General features: G+C 68.9%; 15 protein-coding genes. 9 read left to right on the top strand and 6 right to left on the bottom strand.

The features are described 5' to 3' along the window. The first annotated feature begins 8 nt into the window (after positions 1-8). Complete coding sequence (locus ON34_RS11400) at positions 9-638, top strand: TetR/AcrR family transcriptional regulator (RefSeq protein ID WP_051022384.1); 630 nt, start codon at positions 9-11, stop codon at positions 636-638. Between the two features lie 5 nt (positions 639-643). On the opposite strand, the gene ON34_RS33495 is transcribed toward ON34_RS11400, so the two are convergent. Further along, positions 644-3,670 carry a tetratricopeptide repeat protein gene (locus tag ON34_RS33495; protein WP_051022383.1) on the bottom strand — a complete coding sequence of 1,009 codons (3,027 nt, stop codon included), beginning with the start codon at positions 3,668-3,670 and terminating at the stop codon, positions 644-646. Between the two features lie 121 nt (positions 3,671-3,791). Here ON34_RS33495 and ON34_RS11390 point away from each other — a divergent pair, with 121 nt between their 5' ends. The 5 genes from ON34_RS11390 to ligD all read left to right on the top strand — a co-directional run bounded on the left by ON34_RS11390 (position 3,792) and on the right by ligD (position 7,834). Further along, on the top strand, positions 3,792-4,025 hold the full coding sequence (locus tag ON34_RS11390; protein ID WP_040778081.1) for an NfeD C-terminal domain-containing protein: 234 nt from the start codon (positions 3,792-3,794) through the stop codon (positions 4,023-4,025). A gap of 19 nt (positions 4,026-4,044) precedes the next feature. Beyond that, the gene (locus ON34_RS11385) at positions 4,045-5,145 is read left to right on the top strand and encodes an SPFH domain-containing protein (RefSeq protein WP_040778079.1); all 1,101 of its coding nucleotides are present in this window, start codon (positions 4,045-4,047) and stop codon (positions 5,143-5,145) included. Between the two features lie 32 nt (positions 5,146-5,177). Then, the gene (locus ON34_RS11380; RefSeq protein WP_051022382.1) at positions 5,178-5,579 is read left to right on the top strand and encodes a cold-shock protein; all 402 of its coding nucleotides are present in this window, start codon (positions 5,178-5,180) and stop codon (positions 5,577-5,579) included. Between the two features lie 123 nt (positions 5,580-5,702). Further along, positions 5,703-6,836, top strand: a complete 1,134-nt coding sequence (locus tag ON34_RS11375; protein ID WP_218003868.1) for an ATP-dependent DNA ligase — start codon at positions 5,703-5,705, stop codon at positions 6,834-6,836. Continuing rightward, complete coding sequence (gene ligD, locus ON34_RS11370; RefSeq protein ID WP_040778077.1) at positions 6,833-7,834, top strand: non-homologous end-joining DNA ligase; 1,002 nt, start codon at positions 6,833-6,835, stop codon at positions 7,832-7,834. The genes ON34_RS11375 and ligD overlap by 4 nt, the downstream gene beginning before the upstream one ends. 9 nt (positions 7,835-7,843) lie before the next feature. On the opposite strand, the gene ON34_RS11365 is transcribed toward ligD, so the two are convergent. The 3 genes from ON34_RS11365 to ON34_RS11355 form a co-directional block, all read right to left on the bottom strand. After that, a complete protein-coding gene (locus tag ON34_RS11365; RefSeq protein WP_040778074.1) occupies positions 7,844-8,602 on the bottom strand; it encodes a DUF4190 domain-containing protein in 759 nt (252 codons plus the stop codon). A gap of 158 nt (positions 8,603-8,760) precedes the next feature. Beyond that, positions 8,761-9,423 carry a TetR/AcrR family transcriptional regulator gene (locus ON34_RS11360; protein ID WP_040778071.1) on the bottom strand — a complete coding sequence of 221 codons (663 nt, stop codon included), beginning with the start codon at positions 9,421-9,423 and terminating at the stop codon, positions 8,761-8,763. Next, entirely contained in the window at positions 9,407-10,552 is a 1,146-nt protein-coding gene (locus ON34_RS11355) for an acyl-CoA dehydrogenase family protein (protein WP_040778068.1), read from the bottom strand. Before ON34_RS11355 ends, ON34_RS11360 begins: the two co-directional genes overlap by 17 nt. Positions 10,553-10,878: 326 nt before the next feature. Here ON34_RS11355 and ON34_RS11350 point away from each other — a divergent pair, with 326 nt between their 5' ends. The 3 genes from ON34_RS11350 to ON34_RS11340 all read left to right on the top strand — a co-directional run bounded on the left by ON34_RS11350 (position 10,879) and on the right by ON34_RS11340 (position 13,750). Next, complete coding sequence (locus tag ON34_RS11350; protein WP_040778066.1) at positions 10,879-11,814, top strand: alpha/beta fold hydrolase; 936 nt, start codon at positions 10,879-10,881, stop codon at positions 11,812-11,814. An 85-nt stretch (positions 11,815-11,899) separates the two neighbouring features. Next, positions 11,900-13,330: an SDR family NAD(P)-dependent oxidoreductase gene (locus ON34_RS11345; protein ID WP_040778436.1), complete on the top strand. Its 1,431-nt coding sequence runs from the start codon at positions 11,900-11,902 to the stop codon at positions 13,328-13,330. Between the two features lie 42 nt (positions 13,331-13,372). Further along, positions 13,373-13,750: a DUF2784 domain-containing protein gene (locus ON34_RS11340; RefSeq protein ID WP_040778063.1), complete on the top strand. Its 378-nt coding sequence runs from the start codon at positions 13,373-13,375 to the stop codon at positions 13,748-13,750. Positions 13,751-13,768: 18 nt separating this feature from the next. Here the strand turns inward: ON34_RS11340 and ON34_RS11335 are convergent, their stop codons facing one another. Together ON34_RS11335 and ON34_RS11330 are read right to left on the bottom strand one after the other, a co-directional pair. Continuing rightward, the gene (locus ON34_RS11335) at positions 13,769-14,530 is read right to left on the bottom strand and encodes a thioesterase II family protein (RefSeq protein ID WP_051022381.1); all 762 of its coding nucleotides are present in this window, start codon (positions 14,528-14,530) and stop codon (positions 13,769-13,771) included. A gap of 85 nt (positions 14,531-14,615) precedes the next feature. Further along, on the bottom strand, positions 14,616-16,979 hold the full coding sequence (locus tag ON34_RS11330) for a hypothetical protein (protein WP_157172260.1): 2,364 nt from the start codon (positions 16,977-16,979) through the stop codon (positions 14,616-14,618). Positions 16,980-17,131: the final 152 nt, after the last annotated feature.

Below are 17,131 nucleotides of genomic sequence, written 5' to 3'. Positions count from 1 at the left end.
GTTGGGCCGTGCAGACAGGTCAGGAATCAGACGGAGACGCCGGCCCACGGATCTGGGGTGGAACGACGCTCACCGAGCGCAGAGAGGCGCGCCGGGCGGCGCTGCTGGAGGCCGCGCTCGATCTGATCGGCGAGTCGGGCGCGAGCGGCGTCACCATGCGCGCGGTGTGCCGCAAGGCGGGCCTCACCGACCGCTATTTCTACGAGAGCTTCGCCAGCCGCGACGAGTTGCTCGACGTGCTCTACCGCCAGGTCGCCGACGAATTCCTGGAGCCGATGACGGCCTTCGCCGCCACCGACGACCCGTCCCGTGATCGCGTGCTGTCGGAAATCCTGGTGGACAAGGTGCTGGCCGATCCGCGCAAGTCACGGCTGTTCCTGGTCGAGCCCTATTCGAGCACCGGCCTCGGCCAGACCACCTTTGCGGTGATGCCGGTGTTCACCCGGATCATGCAGGACCATCTGTTCGCCCACATCGATGACCCGGTCCAGCGCAGGCTGGCGGCGGTGACGATGGCCAGCGGCAACGCGGGCATGTTCTCCGCGTGGCTCAACGGGTCGTTGCGCGCTTCCCGGGAGCAGATCATCGAGCACTGCGTCGCGACGCTCACCGCGTACCGCTCGCTGTACCGCTCCTGACGGTTCTAATCGCCGGACCGGCCACGCCAGTAGGCCAGGGTGTCCTTGGTGCGGACGGTCGAGGTGTGATTGGGCCCCAGGGCGCGCAGTTCCGCGACCAGCAGCACCTCGAGTTCGGCGATGGCCCGCGCGAGATCGCCGTCGCGGGCGCGACAGGCGGCGAGATCGTTGCGGGTATCCAGGGTGTCCGGATGTTCGGGTCCGAGCACACGCAGCCGGTCGGCGAGAAGTTTCTCCAGGTCGGCGATCGCGCCAGCGAGGTCCCCGCTGTCGGCGCGATAGGTGGCCAGCCGCCCGCGGGTCAGCAGGGTGTCGGGGTGCTCGTGCCCCAGCACGCGCAGGCGGTCGGCGAGCAGGCGGGTGAATTCGGCCCGCGCCCCGGCCAGGTCGCCGCTGCGGGCACGGAACGCCGCGAGGTTGTTGCGGGCGCCGAGCGTCTCGGGGTGATCGGCACCGAGGACGCGCAGATAGTCGGCCACCAGCTGTTCGAATTCCGTGCGGGCCCCGGCGAGATCGCCGCTGTCGGCACGCCAGTACGCCAGGCTGTTGCGGGTACGCAGGGTGTCAGGATGGTCCGGTCCCTGGACCCGGGCGCGGTCGGCGCGCAGCTGCTCGAAGAGGGTGATCGCTCCGGCGAAATCGCCGATGTCACCCCGATTGGACGCGAGATTGGTTCTGGTGCGCAGGGTTTCGGGATCGTCGGGCCCGAGCAGGCGCAGCTGGTCGGCGAGCAGCCGCTCGAACTCCGCGCCCGCGCCGGAGTGGTCGCCGCAGTGGGCGCGGTAGCTGGCCAGCCGGTCCCGGGTGTTCAGCGTGTTCAGGTCGTCGGGGCCGAACACGCGCAGCCGGTCGGCGAGCAGCAGCTCGAAATCGGTGATGGCGCCGACCAGATCGCCGCTCTCGGCCCGGTGGTAGGCACTCCGGTGGCGGGTGATGAAGGTGTCGGGATGGTCGGGGCCGAGCGCCTCGACGAAGTCGGGCAGCCACGCGGCCCACAGGTCGCGATCGTCGGCCGATCGCCCGGTTTCCAGCTTCACCAGGAAGTCGATGGCCAAGGCGGAATCGCCGTAGGCCAGGCAGTGGCGCACCGCCGCGCCGCGCGCGTAGTCGGCGGCGCGGTCGCTGGGGGTGGACTGGATCGCCGCGACGAGGGCGCGGTGCGCGTCCGTGAGCGATACGCCCAGCCTGCGGCATTCCTGGTCCAAGGCGGGCAGGAACGCGCCGTGGCTCACGCCGAGCGACTCGCGGACGGTACCGGGATGACTGCGGATGATCAGTGCTCCGAGATTCACGGCGATGTCGCGGATGCGGGCGGTGTTGAGGTCGACACCCAACGACGCCAGTGCCGCGTCCAGCAGTTCCAGCGGCAACACCGGGCCCACCCCCGCCGCCACCAGCACGCCGAGCAGAGCGCCGGTGGCCTGGGCGGTTTCGGACGCCAGCGGCCGCATCGCCGTCTCCAACCGCAGCGCGACGACCCGATCCAGGCCGATCCCGGCGGCGACGGCGCCGTCGGTCAACCGCCCGGCCACCTCGAGCAGCAGCCGCGCCAGCAACCAACCGCCCGACACGACGCGCGAACCGCGCTTGTCCGTCGGCGTCTCGGCCAGCAGTCGCTGGATCCAGCCGATCCAATCGACCGGGCCGATCGGCGCCGTCCCGCGCGCCGTCTCCACCACCGCGGCGATGTCGTCGGCGCCCGGTTCGGCGACCTCGATCCGGTACATGTGCGCCAGCGCCGGGTCGTACTCGACGCCGGTGCCGGGCCGGATGCCGACGATCACGCGGACATGCCGCAGATCCTCGCGCCGGGTCAGATCGGCGATCGCGGCGACGAGCAGTCGCCTGGTCCCCTCCTGTGGCTGGTTGAGCCCGTCGAACACCAGCGTGACGCGGCGGCCCGCGGTGGATAGTCGCGTCAGCGGATGGCGGACCATGGTGTCGAAGATGTCGGACTCGTCCCTGGTCCGATGGCTGCGCGCCGCCCGGGACGCCTCCGCGAAGCCGGGCACGCGCGCGCCGAGCTGCGCGGCCAGCTCCGCGGCGACCGACTCCACCGAGCTGTTCACCGTCAGGAACACCGCGGCGGTGATGTATTCGGGGGTCACGGCGAGCCCGTCGACCAGGCTGGGGCGGATCAGCAGGGCCAGCAGCGTCGATTTGCCCACCCCCGCTGGCCCCAGTACCGCCCGCAGCCGATAACTGCCCGCGTCGACGATCGCGGCGAGGCGCTCGCGCACGTCGGGGGTCAGCAGCAGCCTCCTGGTCAGCTGGTCGACGAAGCCGGCGGCGGAGCGGCCGCTCACCGCGTCCCGGTGTCGCGCGGTGTTCGGTACCAGCCACAACCCCGGGTCGACGCCCTGCTCTGTCGACACCGCGCCGGAATTGAACGAAAGATGTTGCGGCTGTTGCTGGGTACAGTGCACCGCGACCGGGTCCACGAGGTCCGAGGGCAGCAGGTTCTCCCCGCGCAGCGGCAGCCCGGTGTCGAAGGTGGCCAGCATGGTCCTGGTGAAGCATCCGGAGAACGCGGGGCCGTCGCCCGAGGCGACCAGCAACTCCATCCGCCCGCCCGCCTGCGCCAGCAGATCGGTCCACCGGCGCGCCGCGCCCTGCACGCCCTGCCCGGCCTCGCACGCGTCGACGAGCATGACCAGCCCGTCGAGCGCCGCGCGATCGAGCCGCTCCCTGATCTCCTGGGTCAGGTGAAACGCGTTGTGCGAGTTGGGCGCCGACGGCGAATCATGCCCGAGCAGGTAGAAGTCCTCCGCGTTGGTCGACACCCCGTGCCCGATGAAACCGAGCAGCAGTGTGGCCTGGCGCTCCGACGCCGCCGCGAACGCGGCGTCCACCGCCGCGAACAGTTGGGCCGCAGTGGGATTCAGGACCGGCCCGTCGAGCTCGGTCGCCGACCGCCAACCGCCCGCCCCGGTCAGGCTCGTGTACAGCCCGGTGGCCAGTTCCTCGGTGAACCCCAGTTCCCCCAGTGCCGCACATTCCGAACCCACCACCAGCGCGAGACGCCCTCCCATGCGAAAAACATACCTGCGCGACCGCGGCTGATCCGAGCTGGCATCGTGCCAACGCGATATCGAAAGGCGCTGCGCGAGACGTAGGGTGACGGTGCGAGCGACAGAAAAAGGAGATCGTGGGATGACCGACCCGGTGGTGGGTTTGACGGGTACGCTCACATCGCCGATCCGGGGCGCCGGGACGCTGGGCGAGGTCCTGGTCGCGATTCGAGGGGGAACCGAGCTGTACATCGCACAAGCCACCGAGCCGATCTCGGCCGGTTCGGCCGTGCTGGTCATCGCGGTCCATCCGGGACGCGTCGTCGACGTCGTCCCGTGGATTCCGCTCGGCCCGGATCCGGCGGAAGGAACCTGAAACAGTAAGGGAGACAGACGTGCTGGGCTACCACGTACCGGACCCGGACGAGGCGATGCTGGTCAGCGGCGCCAAGAGCCGGGACAACGCGCCGTTCAAAGTGATCATCGGACGCGGCGCCTGGGTGGTTCCGCTGTTCCGCAAGGTGCGGTATCTGTCGCTGGCGATGTTCGAATCCGAGATCAAGGAGCGCTGCGTCACCAAGCAGGCGATCCAGCTCGACGTCCGCGCGGTGATCGCGTTCAAGGTCGCCAACGACACCCAGTCCATCGTCAACGCCGCGCAGCGGTTCCTCTCCGAGCAGGAGCGGGAGATGTCGGTGCTGACCGGACGGATCTTCTCCGGGCATCTGCGCTCGATCGTGGGGTCGATGACGGTCGAGGAGATCATCCGGGAGCGGCAGAAGCTGGCCGACGAAGTGCTCGTCGCCTCGAAAGTGGAAATGAGCAATATCGGCCTGTGGGTCGATTCCTTCCAGATCCAGTCGATCGACGACGGCAACCTCGGCTATATCGCCGCGCTGGCCGCGCCGCACAATGCCGCGGTGCAGCGGGACGCGCAGATCGCGCAGTCGCAGGCCGCGCAGGCGGCGGCGCAGGCCGAACAGGAATCCCAGCGCAGGCAGGCGGAATATCAGCGCGAGACGGCGATCCTGCGCGCGCAGTATCAGCGCGATATCGACAAGGCGAACGCCGAGGCGGCGCAGGCCGGGCCGCTCGCCGAGGCGATGGCACTGCAAGAGGTGCTCACCGCTCAGGCCGAGCAGGCGCGCAAAGAGGCGGAGCTGCGGGAACAACAGTTGCAGGCCGAGGTCGTGAAACCGGCGCAGGCCGAAGCCGAACGGGTGCGCATCCTGGCCGAGGCGGAGGCCGACCGCACCCGGATCCAAGCCGCGGCGGCCGCGTCGAACAACCGGATCGCGCTGGACCAGTTGTTGATCGAACAACTTCCGGAAATCGTCAAGCAGGCGTCGAACGGGTTGGCGAACGCGAATCTCACCGTGCTCAACGGACCCGATGGGGTCGGCGAACTCGTGAACGGAATGGTCGGTCAGGGACTGACCGTTTTCCATTCGTTGCAAAAGGCGCTTTCCTCCGACGACGGCGAAAACGCGGGCTAAAGTGACCGAGTAGCGACGGCGACGAGGAGCGGGTGTTGGTGTCCATCGGGAAATTGGTGTCGTTCGACAGCTCTCGGGGATTCGGTTTCATTCGGCCGGAAGACGGTGGACCGGACGTGTTCGTCCATGTCAACGACATCGGTCTGGACGAGGACGAGTTGCGTCAGGGCCGGGTGTTCGAATTCGAGGTGACCGAAGGCGACCGCGGGCCGAAGGCGGTCAATCTCAGCGTCGTCGGCGGATCGTCCGCCCCACCTGCCCGGCACAAGGGAAAAGACCGACCGGGTTCGGGACAGCTCAGCGTCGCCGAACACAAACGGCTGATCACCGAGTTGCTGCTGGACGCAAGCCCCGCCCTCACCGCGGGCGAGATCCTGACCATCCGCGACCGGCTCACCGCGTTCGCCGACCAGCACGGGTGGCTGGAGAACTGAACGGCGACGTCCACGCCGGTGTCGGTGCGGCCACCTACGATCGAGCCGAGGCGGCCACATACCGATGAGTTTGTCGCGGGCGCGACGTCGGTATGGGTGAGGACCGAACCCGAGGAGGATCGCGTGGACCTACCGGTGATGCCACCCGTCCGGCCGATGCTGGCCAAATCCGCGGCCGCGGTGCCGCGCGAGCCGGGCCTGAGCTACGAGCCCAAGTGGGACGGCTTCCGCTGCATCGTGTTCCGCGACGGCGCCGAGGTGGAACTCGGCTCCCGCAACGACCGCCCGCTGACCAGGTATTTTCCCGAGGTGGCCGAGCTGCTGCGACAGGCGCTGCCGGATCGGTGCGTGGTCGACGGCGAGATCGTGGTGGTCACCGAGCACGGCCTGGACTTCGACACCTTGCAGAACCGGCTGCACCCGGCCGCGTCCAGAGTCGCCAAGCTCGCCGCGGAGACGCCCGCCAGTTTCGTCGCGTTCGACCTGCTCGCCCTCGGCGACAAGGACCTCACCGGGGAGCCGTTCGCCGAACGCAGGCGGCTGCTGGAGACGATCCTGGACACCGCGCTCGCCCGCGTGCACCTCACTCCGATCACCCACGACCCCGATGTCGCCGAGGACTGGTTCACCCGGTTCGAGGGCGCCGGGTTCGACGGCGTCATGGTCAAGTCCGACGAGCTGGCCTACCTGCAGGACAAGCGGGTGATGCTGAAGGTCAAGCACGAGCGCACCGCCGATTGCGTGGTGGCGGGCTTCCGCTGGCACAAAGACGGCGCCGGGGTCGGCTCGCTGCTGCTCGGCCTGTTCGACGACGAGGGCCGCCTGCATCACGTCGGCGTGGCCAGCAGCTTCACCGCGGCGCGGCGCAAAGAGCTGGTCGAGGAGCTGGCGCCGCTGCGGGAGAACGCGCTGGAAAACCACCCGTGGCGGGACTGGGCCGACGCCGCGGCCCAGGCCGCGGCCGAGGGCAAGATGCCCGGTGGGATCAGTCGCTGGACCGGCGGCAAGGATCTGTCCTGGGAAGCGCTGCGACCGGAACTGGTCGCCGAGGTCCGCTACGAACACGTCCAATCCGGTCGGCTGCGCCACGGCGGCAGGCTGGTGCGTTTCCGCGCCGACCGCACCCCCGAATCATGCACCTACGCGCAGCTGGACGAGGTCGCGCCGGCGGAATTGAGCGCCTTGTTCGGCGACGGCGCGGCGCGGGCGGAGCATTCGCTCGTGGCGCGGCCGAGCGCCGGTGAGGCGCGGTCATGAGTGAGTCGGTCGATATCGAGGTCGACGGCAGGACCGTCACGATCAGCAACCCGGGCAAGGTGTATTTCACCAAGCGCGGCGAAACGAAACTCGATCTGGTGCGGTACTACCAGGCGGTCGCCGAACCGTTCCTGAACGTGGTCGGCGGACGGCCGTTGTTGCTGGAGCGTTATCCCGACGGGGCATCGGGCAAATCCTGGTTCCAGAAGCGGGTGCCGAAATCCGCGCCGGAGTGGCTGCGCACCGTGGAAGTCTCCACACCCAACGGCACCACCAGCGACGCGCTTGTCGCGCACGATCTCGCCCATATTCTGTGGGCGGTGAATCAGGGCTGTCTCGGATTCCATGTCTGGCCCAACCGCGCCGATAATCTGGAGATCGCCGACGAGTTGCGCATCGACCTCGATCCCTCCCCCGGCATCGCGTTCGCCGATCTCAAACAGGCCGCGGTCCGGACCAGGGACTTGTTCGCCGAAGTCGGCATCGAATCGCGGATCAAGACCTCCGGTTCGCGCGGATTACACATTTACGTCGCCTTGGAACCGAAGTGGGACGGTTATCAGGTGCGGGCCGCCGCGGTCGCGCTGGCGCGTGAATTGGAGCGCAGATATCCGGAGGAGATCACCGCGCAGTGGTGGAAAGAGGAGCGCGGGAACCGGGTGTTCATCGATTTCAATCAGAACGCGCCGCACAAGACGGTTTTCGGCGCGTGGTGCGTCCGGCCCAAGGTGGGTGCGCAGGTGTCGACGCCGATCAGCTGGTCCGATCTGGATTCGGTGGTCCCCGACGAGCTGACCATCGCCACGGTGCCCGCCCGCTACGCCGAGTTCGGCGACCCGTGGGCCGACCGGACGCCGCAGTCGATCGCCCCGCTGCTGGAGATGTCCGAGCGGGACATGAAGGCGGGGCTCATGGACGCTCCGTGGCCACCGCAGTATCCGAAGATGCCCAACGAGCCGCCTCGCGTGCAGCCGAGCCGCGCGAAGAAAGCCGAATAGCCGCGGCCGCTATTCGGTCCACAGCACCCAGGTGCCGCTGCGGCCGCTGACCTCGCACACCAAGGCGCGGCCGTCCGCGGTGCGGCCGGTCTTCGCCCCCGACGCGTCGCACTTGGATCCGGCCTGTTGGACAGCGGTCGCCACGACGTGCGGGCCGGACCAGTGATAGCCGCCCGCGGTGGTGAGGCAGATCAGCGTGCTGCCGTCGGCGCCGGTGCCGATCTGGCCGAGTTGGGCCTCGGTGCACACGGAGCCCTTCGTAACGGGTCCCTGGGCGGTGCTCGGCGGCGTGGTGAGGGCCGGGCTCGGCGCGGCGGGTGTGGTCGTCGCCACGGGACGCTCGACGGCCGTGGGCGTCGAGGCGACGGGCGTCGGCCCGACGGCGGACGTGCGGTTCATCACATCCGGTAGCCAGTTACTCGACAGCAGCACGAATCCGGCCACCGCGGTGATCTCCGCGACGCCGAGCAGCAGCGCGAACATCGCCATGACGCGTCCGCGGGGATGACTGAAGGCGATGAACCCGAACACGATGGCGACCGGGAACAGCCCGAGCAACGCGGCGACCAGCGCGATGATCGCGTACGGATTGACGATGGGCGGTATCTCCACCCGCAGCCGTCCGGTGCGGCGGCGGCTCGGCGGCTGCTCCGGCCAGCGTTCGTCCTCCTCCTCCGGCCAGCGGCGGTCGGGCTCCGGCTCCGACCAGCGCTCCTCCGGCTGTACCGCAGGCCAGCGATCCGTCTCACGCCGTTCCGCTCGTGTCATCCAGGTCCCTCTCCACACCACACACCGCGCAGGAACCTCGGACTGTCCGGACCCGCCCCGATATACCGACACAGAATAGGGTGCGCAACGCCAAATGTTGATCCGAAGTATGCAATATCCGTGATCGAGCCGTAATAACAAACCCTATGGTGACCGGCTCACTGCCTGCGGTGCACCTTCGGCAGCGACTCGGTCACCAGCGTCAGCAACATGTCGGACAGCAGCTCGTGCACCTGCTCGCGGGTGAGTGTGCCCCGGGTGATCCATTCCCGGCCCGCGACCTTCACCAGGCCGCCGTAGGCGCGGACCATCGCGCGCAATTCGGCACCGTGTGCCGAATCCGCGAGCCCCACCATCAGCAGCAGACGTTCGGCCGCCGCGTCGTCGGCGGCGTCCAGGATCTGCTGCACCTCCGGGTCGTCGCCGACGCCCTCGTGGCTGGTCACCTTCACCCAAGTGCTGCCGTGCTCGGCGATGGTGTCCAGCAGCCAATGCACGCTGGCGTCCACGCGTTCGCGCGCGCTGCCGGTGGGCACGACCATGTTGTCGAGCTTGGGCAGCGTCACCATGCGCCGCACCACCGCCAGATAGAGGTCGCGCTTGTTGCCGAAATAGTGGTTGATCAGGCCGCGGGCCACGCCCGCCCGCTGCGCCAACTCGGCGGTGGACACGGCCGCGTACGGCCGCTCACCGAACATGTCGATCGCACAGGCGAGAATCTGCGCACGCCGCTCGTCGGGTTCGAGCCTGCGGCGGCGCGGGAGCGGCGAGTCGGCGCCGTCGTCGGCCGTGGCGTTGCTGGTTTCAGAGAGACCGCGCAATGAGATCCTTCATCACCTCGTTGCTGCCCGCGAGGATGCGCAGGACGCGGGCGCCGGTGTAGAGCTGCGAAATCGGATACTCCGTCATGTAGCCGTAGCCGCCGAACAGTTGCAGGCAGCGGTCAACCACGATACCGAGCTGATCGGTCAACCAGTACTTCGACATGGCAGCGGTGGGAACGTCCAGCTCGCCGCGCAGGTGCTTGCTGATGCAATCGTCCAGGAAGGTGCGGGAGACCGTGGCGATGGTCGCGCACTCGGCGAGTTCGAACTTGGTGTTCTGCATCGCGAACAGCGGTTTGCCGAACGCCTCGCGGCCCTTGGTGTAGTCGAGGGTGAGCCGCACGGCCTTCTCCATCATGGCGACCGCGATGATCGCGGTGACCAGGCGCTCCTGCGCGAGCAGCCGCATCATCTGATAGAAGCCCTGGCCCTCGGCTCCGCCGAGCAGGTTGGCCGCGGGCACCCGCAGGCCGTCGAAGAACAGCTCGGCGGTGTCCTGGGCCTTGCCGCCGATCTTGTTCAGGATGCGTCCTCGGGTGAAGCCAGGGGTGTCGTCGGCGACCTCGGCGAAGATCAGCGAGACCCCCGCCGCGCCCTTGGTCGGGTCGGTCTTGGCGGCGATGACGATGCCGTCGCAGAGCCAGCCGTTGGTGATGAAGATCTTCGAGCCGGTGATCACGTACTCGTCGCCGTCGCGCACCGCGCGGGTCTTGATGTTCTGCAGGTCCGATCCGGTGCTCGGCTCGGTCATGCCGATGGCGAGCACCATGTCGCCGCTGGCGGCCTTGGGCAGCACACGCCGCTTGAGTTCCTCGGAGCCGAACTCGTTGAGGTAGGGCGCGATGATCGAGCTGTGCACGGGAATGCCCATCGAGCCGTCACCCGCGCGCGCCTGCTCCTCGATGATCGCGGCCTCGTGGGCGAACGTGCCGCCGCCACCGCCGTACTCGACCGGAATCGCCGGGCACAGGAGCCCGAGTTCGCCCGCCCGGTTGTACAGCGCGCGGTCGGGATGCCCCTGGGCGACGAATTTCTCCTCGTGCGGGACCACCTCCTTCTCGAAGAAGGTTCTCGCCAGGTCTCGTACCGCCTCGACCTCGTCGTCGCTCCACGCCGCGCGCGCCATCGCCCGATCCTCACTCGCTCCGGTCCGGCCCCGTCGCCGGTTCCGCCCTCAGATTTCCGGACTATTGGCGAGTTGTCAACAAGCGGGCGTTCCTGGGTTCGGTTCGTGGCGCGGACGACCCCGAGAAGCCGACCCTCGGCGGCCCGAACCATCCGAGCGCGGCAGATCGGCCCCTTGCCGAGAGCGGCTGTATCCCCGTGAGCTGCGCCATATTCGGTGTCGCACGTCTCCCCTACCCGGGCGTTTGTTCGTACTCTGCCTATGGCATTACTGACGTGGTGCACGACGGCGACGTGCCCTCCGCATCGGCACGAACGAGGCAGAACATGACCGAACCGCTCGACACCACCGAAACTCCCCGCCCCGACCGCGTCTGGACGGTCACCCGGGACGGCGCCGATCTGGCCGTCTTCGAATGGGGCGATCCGGCCGCCGAACCCCTGGTACTGGTGCACGGTCTCACCGACACCCATCGCGTCTGGGCCACGGTGGCGGCGCTGCTGGCCGACGGTTTCCGCGTGATCGGCTACGACGTTCGCGGACACGGCCGTTCGAGCGCCCGCGGACCGCTCTCGGACTATCGCCTCGACCGGCTGGCGGAGGATTTCTTCGCGGTGATCGATGCCGCCAGCCCGCGTCGGCCCGTGCACGTCTGCGGCCACGGCTGGGGCGCGGTGCAGCTGTGGGAGGCGGTCTGCGACGAACGGGCCAACACCCGCGTCGCGTCGTTCACCGCGATCTCCGGCCCGAATCTCGACCACCTCGGCTTGTGGCTGCGCGCGCTGGCGCCGCGTGCCCACCGGGAGCTCGGCGACCTGGGCTGGTGGTTGCGCGGGGCGCGCTGGGCGCTCGCGCCCGCCGCGATCGCCCGAAGGCTCTACCCGCCGCGCGTGCGCGGCCTGCTGGCGGGGCGGCTCGGCGGCATCGCGCCGGTGCCGGCACGCCTGGCGCGCACGTGGCCTGCGGATCTGGTCGCCGGTGCGCGGATCGCGCAGGTCAACCTGCTGCATCACGTGAGCGAGCCGCGGGTGCGGCGCACCGCCGTTCCGGTGCAGCTGCTGGTGGACACCACCGATCCGTTCGTCCCGGCCGCGGTCTACGACGCCTCCGCGCGCTGGGTCGACAAGCTGTGGCGCTGCGCCGTCCCGGCTGATCATTGGCTGCCGGTGACCGAACCGCTGCTGGTCGCCGAGGCGATCGCCAACTTCGTCGACGACTTGCGCGCCGACCGCGCCGCGATCCGCCCCCGGCGCAGCGGCTGACCGCAACCGGAGGGCTACCCCGCGGGCGGGTTTGCGACAATGGGCCGGTCGCTTGCCCAGCTCACGAAGGATGTCTCCCGCCGCGATGGCCGAAAGCATGATCGATCCCGACGACCTCGCGACCTGCCTGCGGGTCCTGGAGCAGGCCGCAACGCTGGACAAGGATCATCCCGACTCGGTGGCGGTGCAGCGCGCGGTCGGGCACATGTTCAAGAAGCTCAAGCAACGGCGCAGGTCCGCGGCGCGCGAGGCGGTGTCGGCGGCCGACCGGGCGGTGGTCGCGGCCACCGCGACCGGATCGCCGAACCGGATCGATGACGAGACCGCGGGCATCCCGATCAGCTCGACCGCGAGCGGCGCCAGCGCGGGCACGCTGATCCGTCCGCGCCCCTGCTACATCTGTAAGCAGCGCTACACCCGGGTCGACGCGTTCTACCACCAGCTGTGCCCCGACTGCGCGGCGAGCAGCCACGCCAAGCGGGACGCCCGCACAGATCTCACCGGGCGCCGCGCGCTGCTCACCGGCGGCCGGGCCAAGATCGGCATGTACATCGCGCTGCGACTGCTGCGCGACGGCGCGCACACCACCATCACCACCCGTTTCCCGAACGACGCCATCCGGCGTTTCACCGCGATGGACGACAGCGCCGACTGGCTGCACCGCCTGCGCATCGTCGGCATCGACCTGCGCGACCCGGCCCAGGTGGTCGCCCTGGCCGACGATGTCGCCGCACAGGGGCCGTTGGACATCCTGATCAACAACGCGGCGCAAACCGTGCGCCGCTCCCCCGGCGCCTACAGCGCGCTGGTCGAAGCCGAGTCCGGACCGCTGCCCGCGGGCGCGCTGCCGGACGTGGTGAGTTTCGGCAAGACCATGCAGGCCCACCCGACCGCCTTGACCGCCTCGCTGACTCCGGCGTTGTCCGCCGCCGATGTCGCCGAACTGGCACTGGTCGCCGGATCCGCTACCCCGGAACGCATTTCGCGCGGCGTGGCGATCGACGCGGGTGGCCTGGTGCCGGATCTCGCGCACACCAACAGCTGGGTGCAGACCGTCGCCGAGGTGGATCCCACCGAACTGCTCGAAGTGCAGCTGTGCAACTCGGTCGCGCCGTTCATCCTGGTCTCCCGGCTGCGCCCGGCGATGGCCGCCGCCGCGGCGCGACGCAAGTACGTCGTCAACGTGTCGGCCATGGAGGGGCAGTTCTCCCGCGCCTACAAAGGGCCGGGGCATCCGCACACCAATATGGCCAAGGCCGCGCTGAACATGTTGACCCGCACCAGCGCCCGGGAGATGTTCGAGAACGACGGCATCCTGATGACCGCCGTCGACACCGGCTGGATCACCGACGAACGCCCGCACTACACGAAGCTCCGCCTCGCCGAGGAGGGTTTCCACGCGCCACTGGACCTGGTCGACGGCGCGGCGCGGGTGTACGACCCGATCGTGCAGGGCGAGAACGGCACCGACCTGTACGGCTGCTTCCTCAAGGACTACCAGCCCTCGCCCTGGTAAAAAGTCGGGGCCCGTGGAGTTCCCGCGGGATACCCTGGAGGGGTGCTGTACCGGCTGCTGGCCGACGCCACGGCCACCGCGCATTTCGCCTTCGTGGCCTACGTGGTGGTCGGCGGATTCCTCGCGTGGCGCTTCCCGCGCACGATCTGGCTGCACCTCGTCACGGCCGGATGGGGATTCAGCACGATCGTCTTCGGCCTGGAATGCCCGCTGACGCAGATGGAGAACTGGGCGCGCGAGCGCGCGGGCCGGGTACGGCTGCCGTCGAGCGGATTCATCGACCACTACATCACAGGCGTGCTCTATCCCGAGGACGCGCTAGGGCTGGTGCGGTTGCTCGCCGCCGCGCTGGTCGCGGCCTCCTGGATCGGTTACGCATCGATCCGGCGGCAGCGGTGGGGGCTGAACGCTCCGCACTGAGAACGTTCCGGCGCTCGGTCAGGCGGACGCGAGACGGCGCGCGACGAAGTCGGCGACCTGCGCGGTGTGCTCGTCGAGATAGAAATGCCCGCCGGGAAATGTCGCCCGATCGAAGCCACCGCTGGTGTGCGCCCGCCATTCGTCGGCCTGCTCGGGCCGCATCGTCGGGTCCTCCGTGCTGACCAGCGCCGCGATATCGGCGCGCAGCGGATCGCCCGGCTGATAGCGATAGGTCTCCACCGCCTGATAGTCGGCACGGACCGCGGGCAGGACGAGTTCGGCGATACTCGGTTCCGCGCGCAACAGCTCGAGGGGCGCGGGATCGGCGGCCAACCGGATCAGGTCGCCGATGAGTTCGTCGTCGGAGGCCAGATGCAGTCGCTGTGTCTCCTCGAACGTCGGCGCCGGACGTCCGGAGACGAACAGCGTGGCGATCGGCTGCCCGCCGCGTTCGAGCCTGCGCGCGGTCTCGAACGCCACGGTCGCGCCCATACTGTGCCCGAACAACGACAGCCGGTCGATCCCTCCCTGCGCCAGCACTTCCGCGGCGATCCGGTCGGCCAGCACGCCGAGTTCGGTGATCGGCTCCTCGCCCAACCGGTCCTGCCGTCCCGGGTACTGCACGGCGTGCACCGCGACGCCCGCACCGAATCGCAGGGCCAGATTCCGGTACGCCGTGGCCGGTCCGCCGCCGGGTGGGAAGCACAGCAGGCGGTGACGCACGACCGTCTCGGATCGCAGAGTCCGCAGCCACTCCGAATCGATGAACGTGCCAGCCAACGTTCGGTCTCCTTGTCGTCCGTCCCGGCGTCAACGTGGACCGCCCACGGTAGTCGCCCGGTCGTGTTCCGGTCGCACGGATACCTCAGAACCGCGGGATCGCCTTCGAGGGCGTCAGCTTCACATTGCCGGTCCAGTATTCGGAATTCGCCATGACGTGCAGGAGTTCCGACGCCCGAGGGAGATCGCCGGCGTTGGCGGCGTCCAGGTACTGACCGGCGAGGTGGGGCATGATGAACCGGTTCATCAACTGGCCCCGCTCCTGGCTCCAGCCTTCGAACTGCGCGGGCAGCGGATAGTCCGGGTTCGACTGCACGATGTTGCCCGCGGCGTCCCGTGTGATCCTGCTTCCTCCCGCGAGCGCCTCGATACCTCTGATCTTGTCCCGGGTCGGCGCACGGAAGTAGTCCTCGAGATAGTCGCGTTCTTCGCGGGTGAGTTCGGATTCCGCGACGTGGTCGATGTAGCGGCGGTTCGCCAGCCGGTGCGCCGTCTGCTGGAACAAGGCCATGTTGGCGGGTGAGCGGCCCAGCTTGAGCACCGCGAGCGACGCCGCGGCCTCGCCGATGTACTTGTCGCCGTCCCACACGCTGGGCGCGAAGTTCTGGCGATAGTTGTAGGCCCGGATCGCGTCGATGATCATCTCCTGATCGGTGAATCCGGCATCGATCAGCGCGCTGCCGAGATCACCCAGCCCGCCACCGCGATTGACGACGCGGTCGATGGCCGCGGCGGCGCTGCGTGGCGTGTGCCGCCCGCTGTGCTCGCGGACGGCACTCCTGGCCCCCTCCATGAGCTGTTCTCGGGTCCGCATGTAGTTGACGTTCCAGCCGCGTTCGTTGATCAACGCGTTCGATCGCCAACCCCCGAGCTCCGCGCGATTGCGCAGCCGCGCGTGCGGGTCGAGCGGATTGCGTTTGTTGCCCAGCAGCAATGCGGCGATCGGGCTGTTGTTGACGGTGTTTACGGCGGCGAGCGCGGTGATCAACCCTGCTCCGGACAGCGAATGCGACGTGCCGCCTGGGCCCATCCCGAGGGCGGTGCCCGAACCGCCGCCCTTGCCGCCCGCGCCCTGCACGGCGAGGGCGAACCGGTTGGCGATCCAGTCGTTGCCGCGGCTGATACCGGCGCTGAGCCGCTTCAACTGGAGGATGGCCACCACCTCGACGATGGCGCCGAGCACCAACACGACCATCACCTGTCCGCGCGCTTCGCGGAACAGATTGCCCAGGAACAGGACGTAGACCCCCAGAAAGATGGTGTAGGCCGCCATCCGCCCGGCCGCGACGAAGCTGTCCACGATGTTGCGCACCAGGAAGGTCTGCGTGGGCCCGTACACGAATCCGCCCGCCGCGAATCCGAAGATCGACATGAAGCCGTGGTAGACCGAGTCCAGCGCGGCCCAAATGATTTTCAGACCGAGATACACCCCGAAGCACAGCAGGACCGCCGCGCAGAACAGCAGCACCAGACCGGAACCGACCTGTCCGAAGCTCGGATTGTCGGCCTTGGCGTAGGCCGCCGCGTCGCCGCAGGCACGCAGGCCGTTCATCACCCCGGAGTCGTCACCCGACCGCACCCCGGCCGACCAAGCGGCGGCGCAGCGCGGCGACTCGTCGACCACATGCCCGAAGTTCCACACCTGCACCGGCTTCCGCACGAAGTTGTCCGCCAGATCACCCTGCATCGTCGCGATCAGCTGGCCGGTGTCCGGCGCCGCATGGCCGTTGAGCCCGGCGGCGACCGAGATCCCCAGATCTCGGCCCTGCGCCAGCAGACCGTGTGAGGACAGCACGTCGGCCAGCGGCTCGGCGAGGAAGATCGGACCGAGCACCGCGACTCCCACCATCGTGACCACCTGCGCGGTGGCCTTGGCGTGGTGTCCGCGCACCACGAACCAGCCGACGAAGAACGACCCGATCGCGGCGGCGACCGTCATCAGCAGCGGCGTGGCGATCTGGCCGGTGACGCTGTCGGCGACTCCGGTCAGCGCTCGCCCGAACGGATCGAGCCATTGGAAGCTGATCACGAAGCCGATCACCCACACACCGGTGGTCGTGATCACGATGTATCCGACGAACTCCAGGCCGATCACGACCACCACGATTGTCACGATCGGACGCAGCACGCTGCCACCGCTGGACGCGAAGAGGTAGTCGGTCACCCGGACCCCGGCCGAGTCCCGGACGTTCATCCAGCCCACCGCGTCGATGCCGGAGCCGACGCCGCTCTCGCCATCCGCAATGGCCATCGCGGTGGCCCCGACGACGCCGGGAAAGACGAACAGCACGAAGACGAACGCGAGCAGGTACACGACCCGGCGGCGCGTGCGGGACGCGCCGACCCAGGCAAGCCACCGCCCCAGCAGGGCGCGCGGTTGCCAACGCGCCGGATCCCAGAACGCCATCTCCCAGGCGGTCCACGAACGCGGCGCTCCGGTATTCCTCACCGTCGCAACGACATCCGCGGCGATCGGGGAAGGGTTCGGCGGCAAGGCAATCGGTTCTTTCCGGTTGAGACTCGGTCAGCCGGGATCGATATGTCACCGGCACATTCCGTCCGGCGATGCTATGTTCCGGGGAAAGACTGCCCGAGGGATAC

This window comes from Nocardia pneumoniae NBRC 100136 (assembly GCF_000308755.1).
Taxonomy (GTDB): domain Bacteria; phylum Actinomycetota; class Actinomycetes; order Mycobacteriales; family Mycobacteriaceae; genus Nocardia; species Nocardia pneumoniae.
The sequence above is the reverse complement of the archived record's forward strand: the minus strand, read 5'-3'. Positions and strand labels throughout refer to the sequence as shown.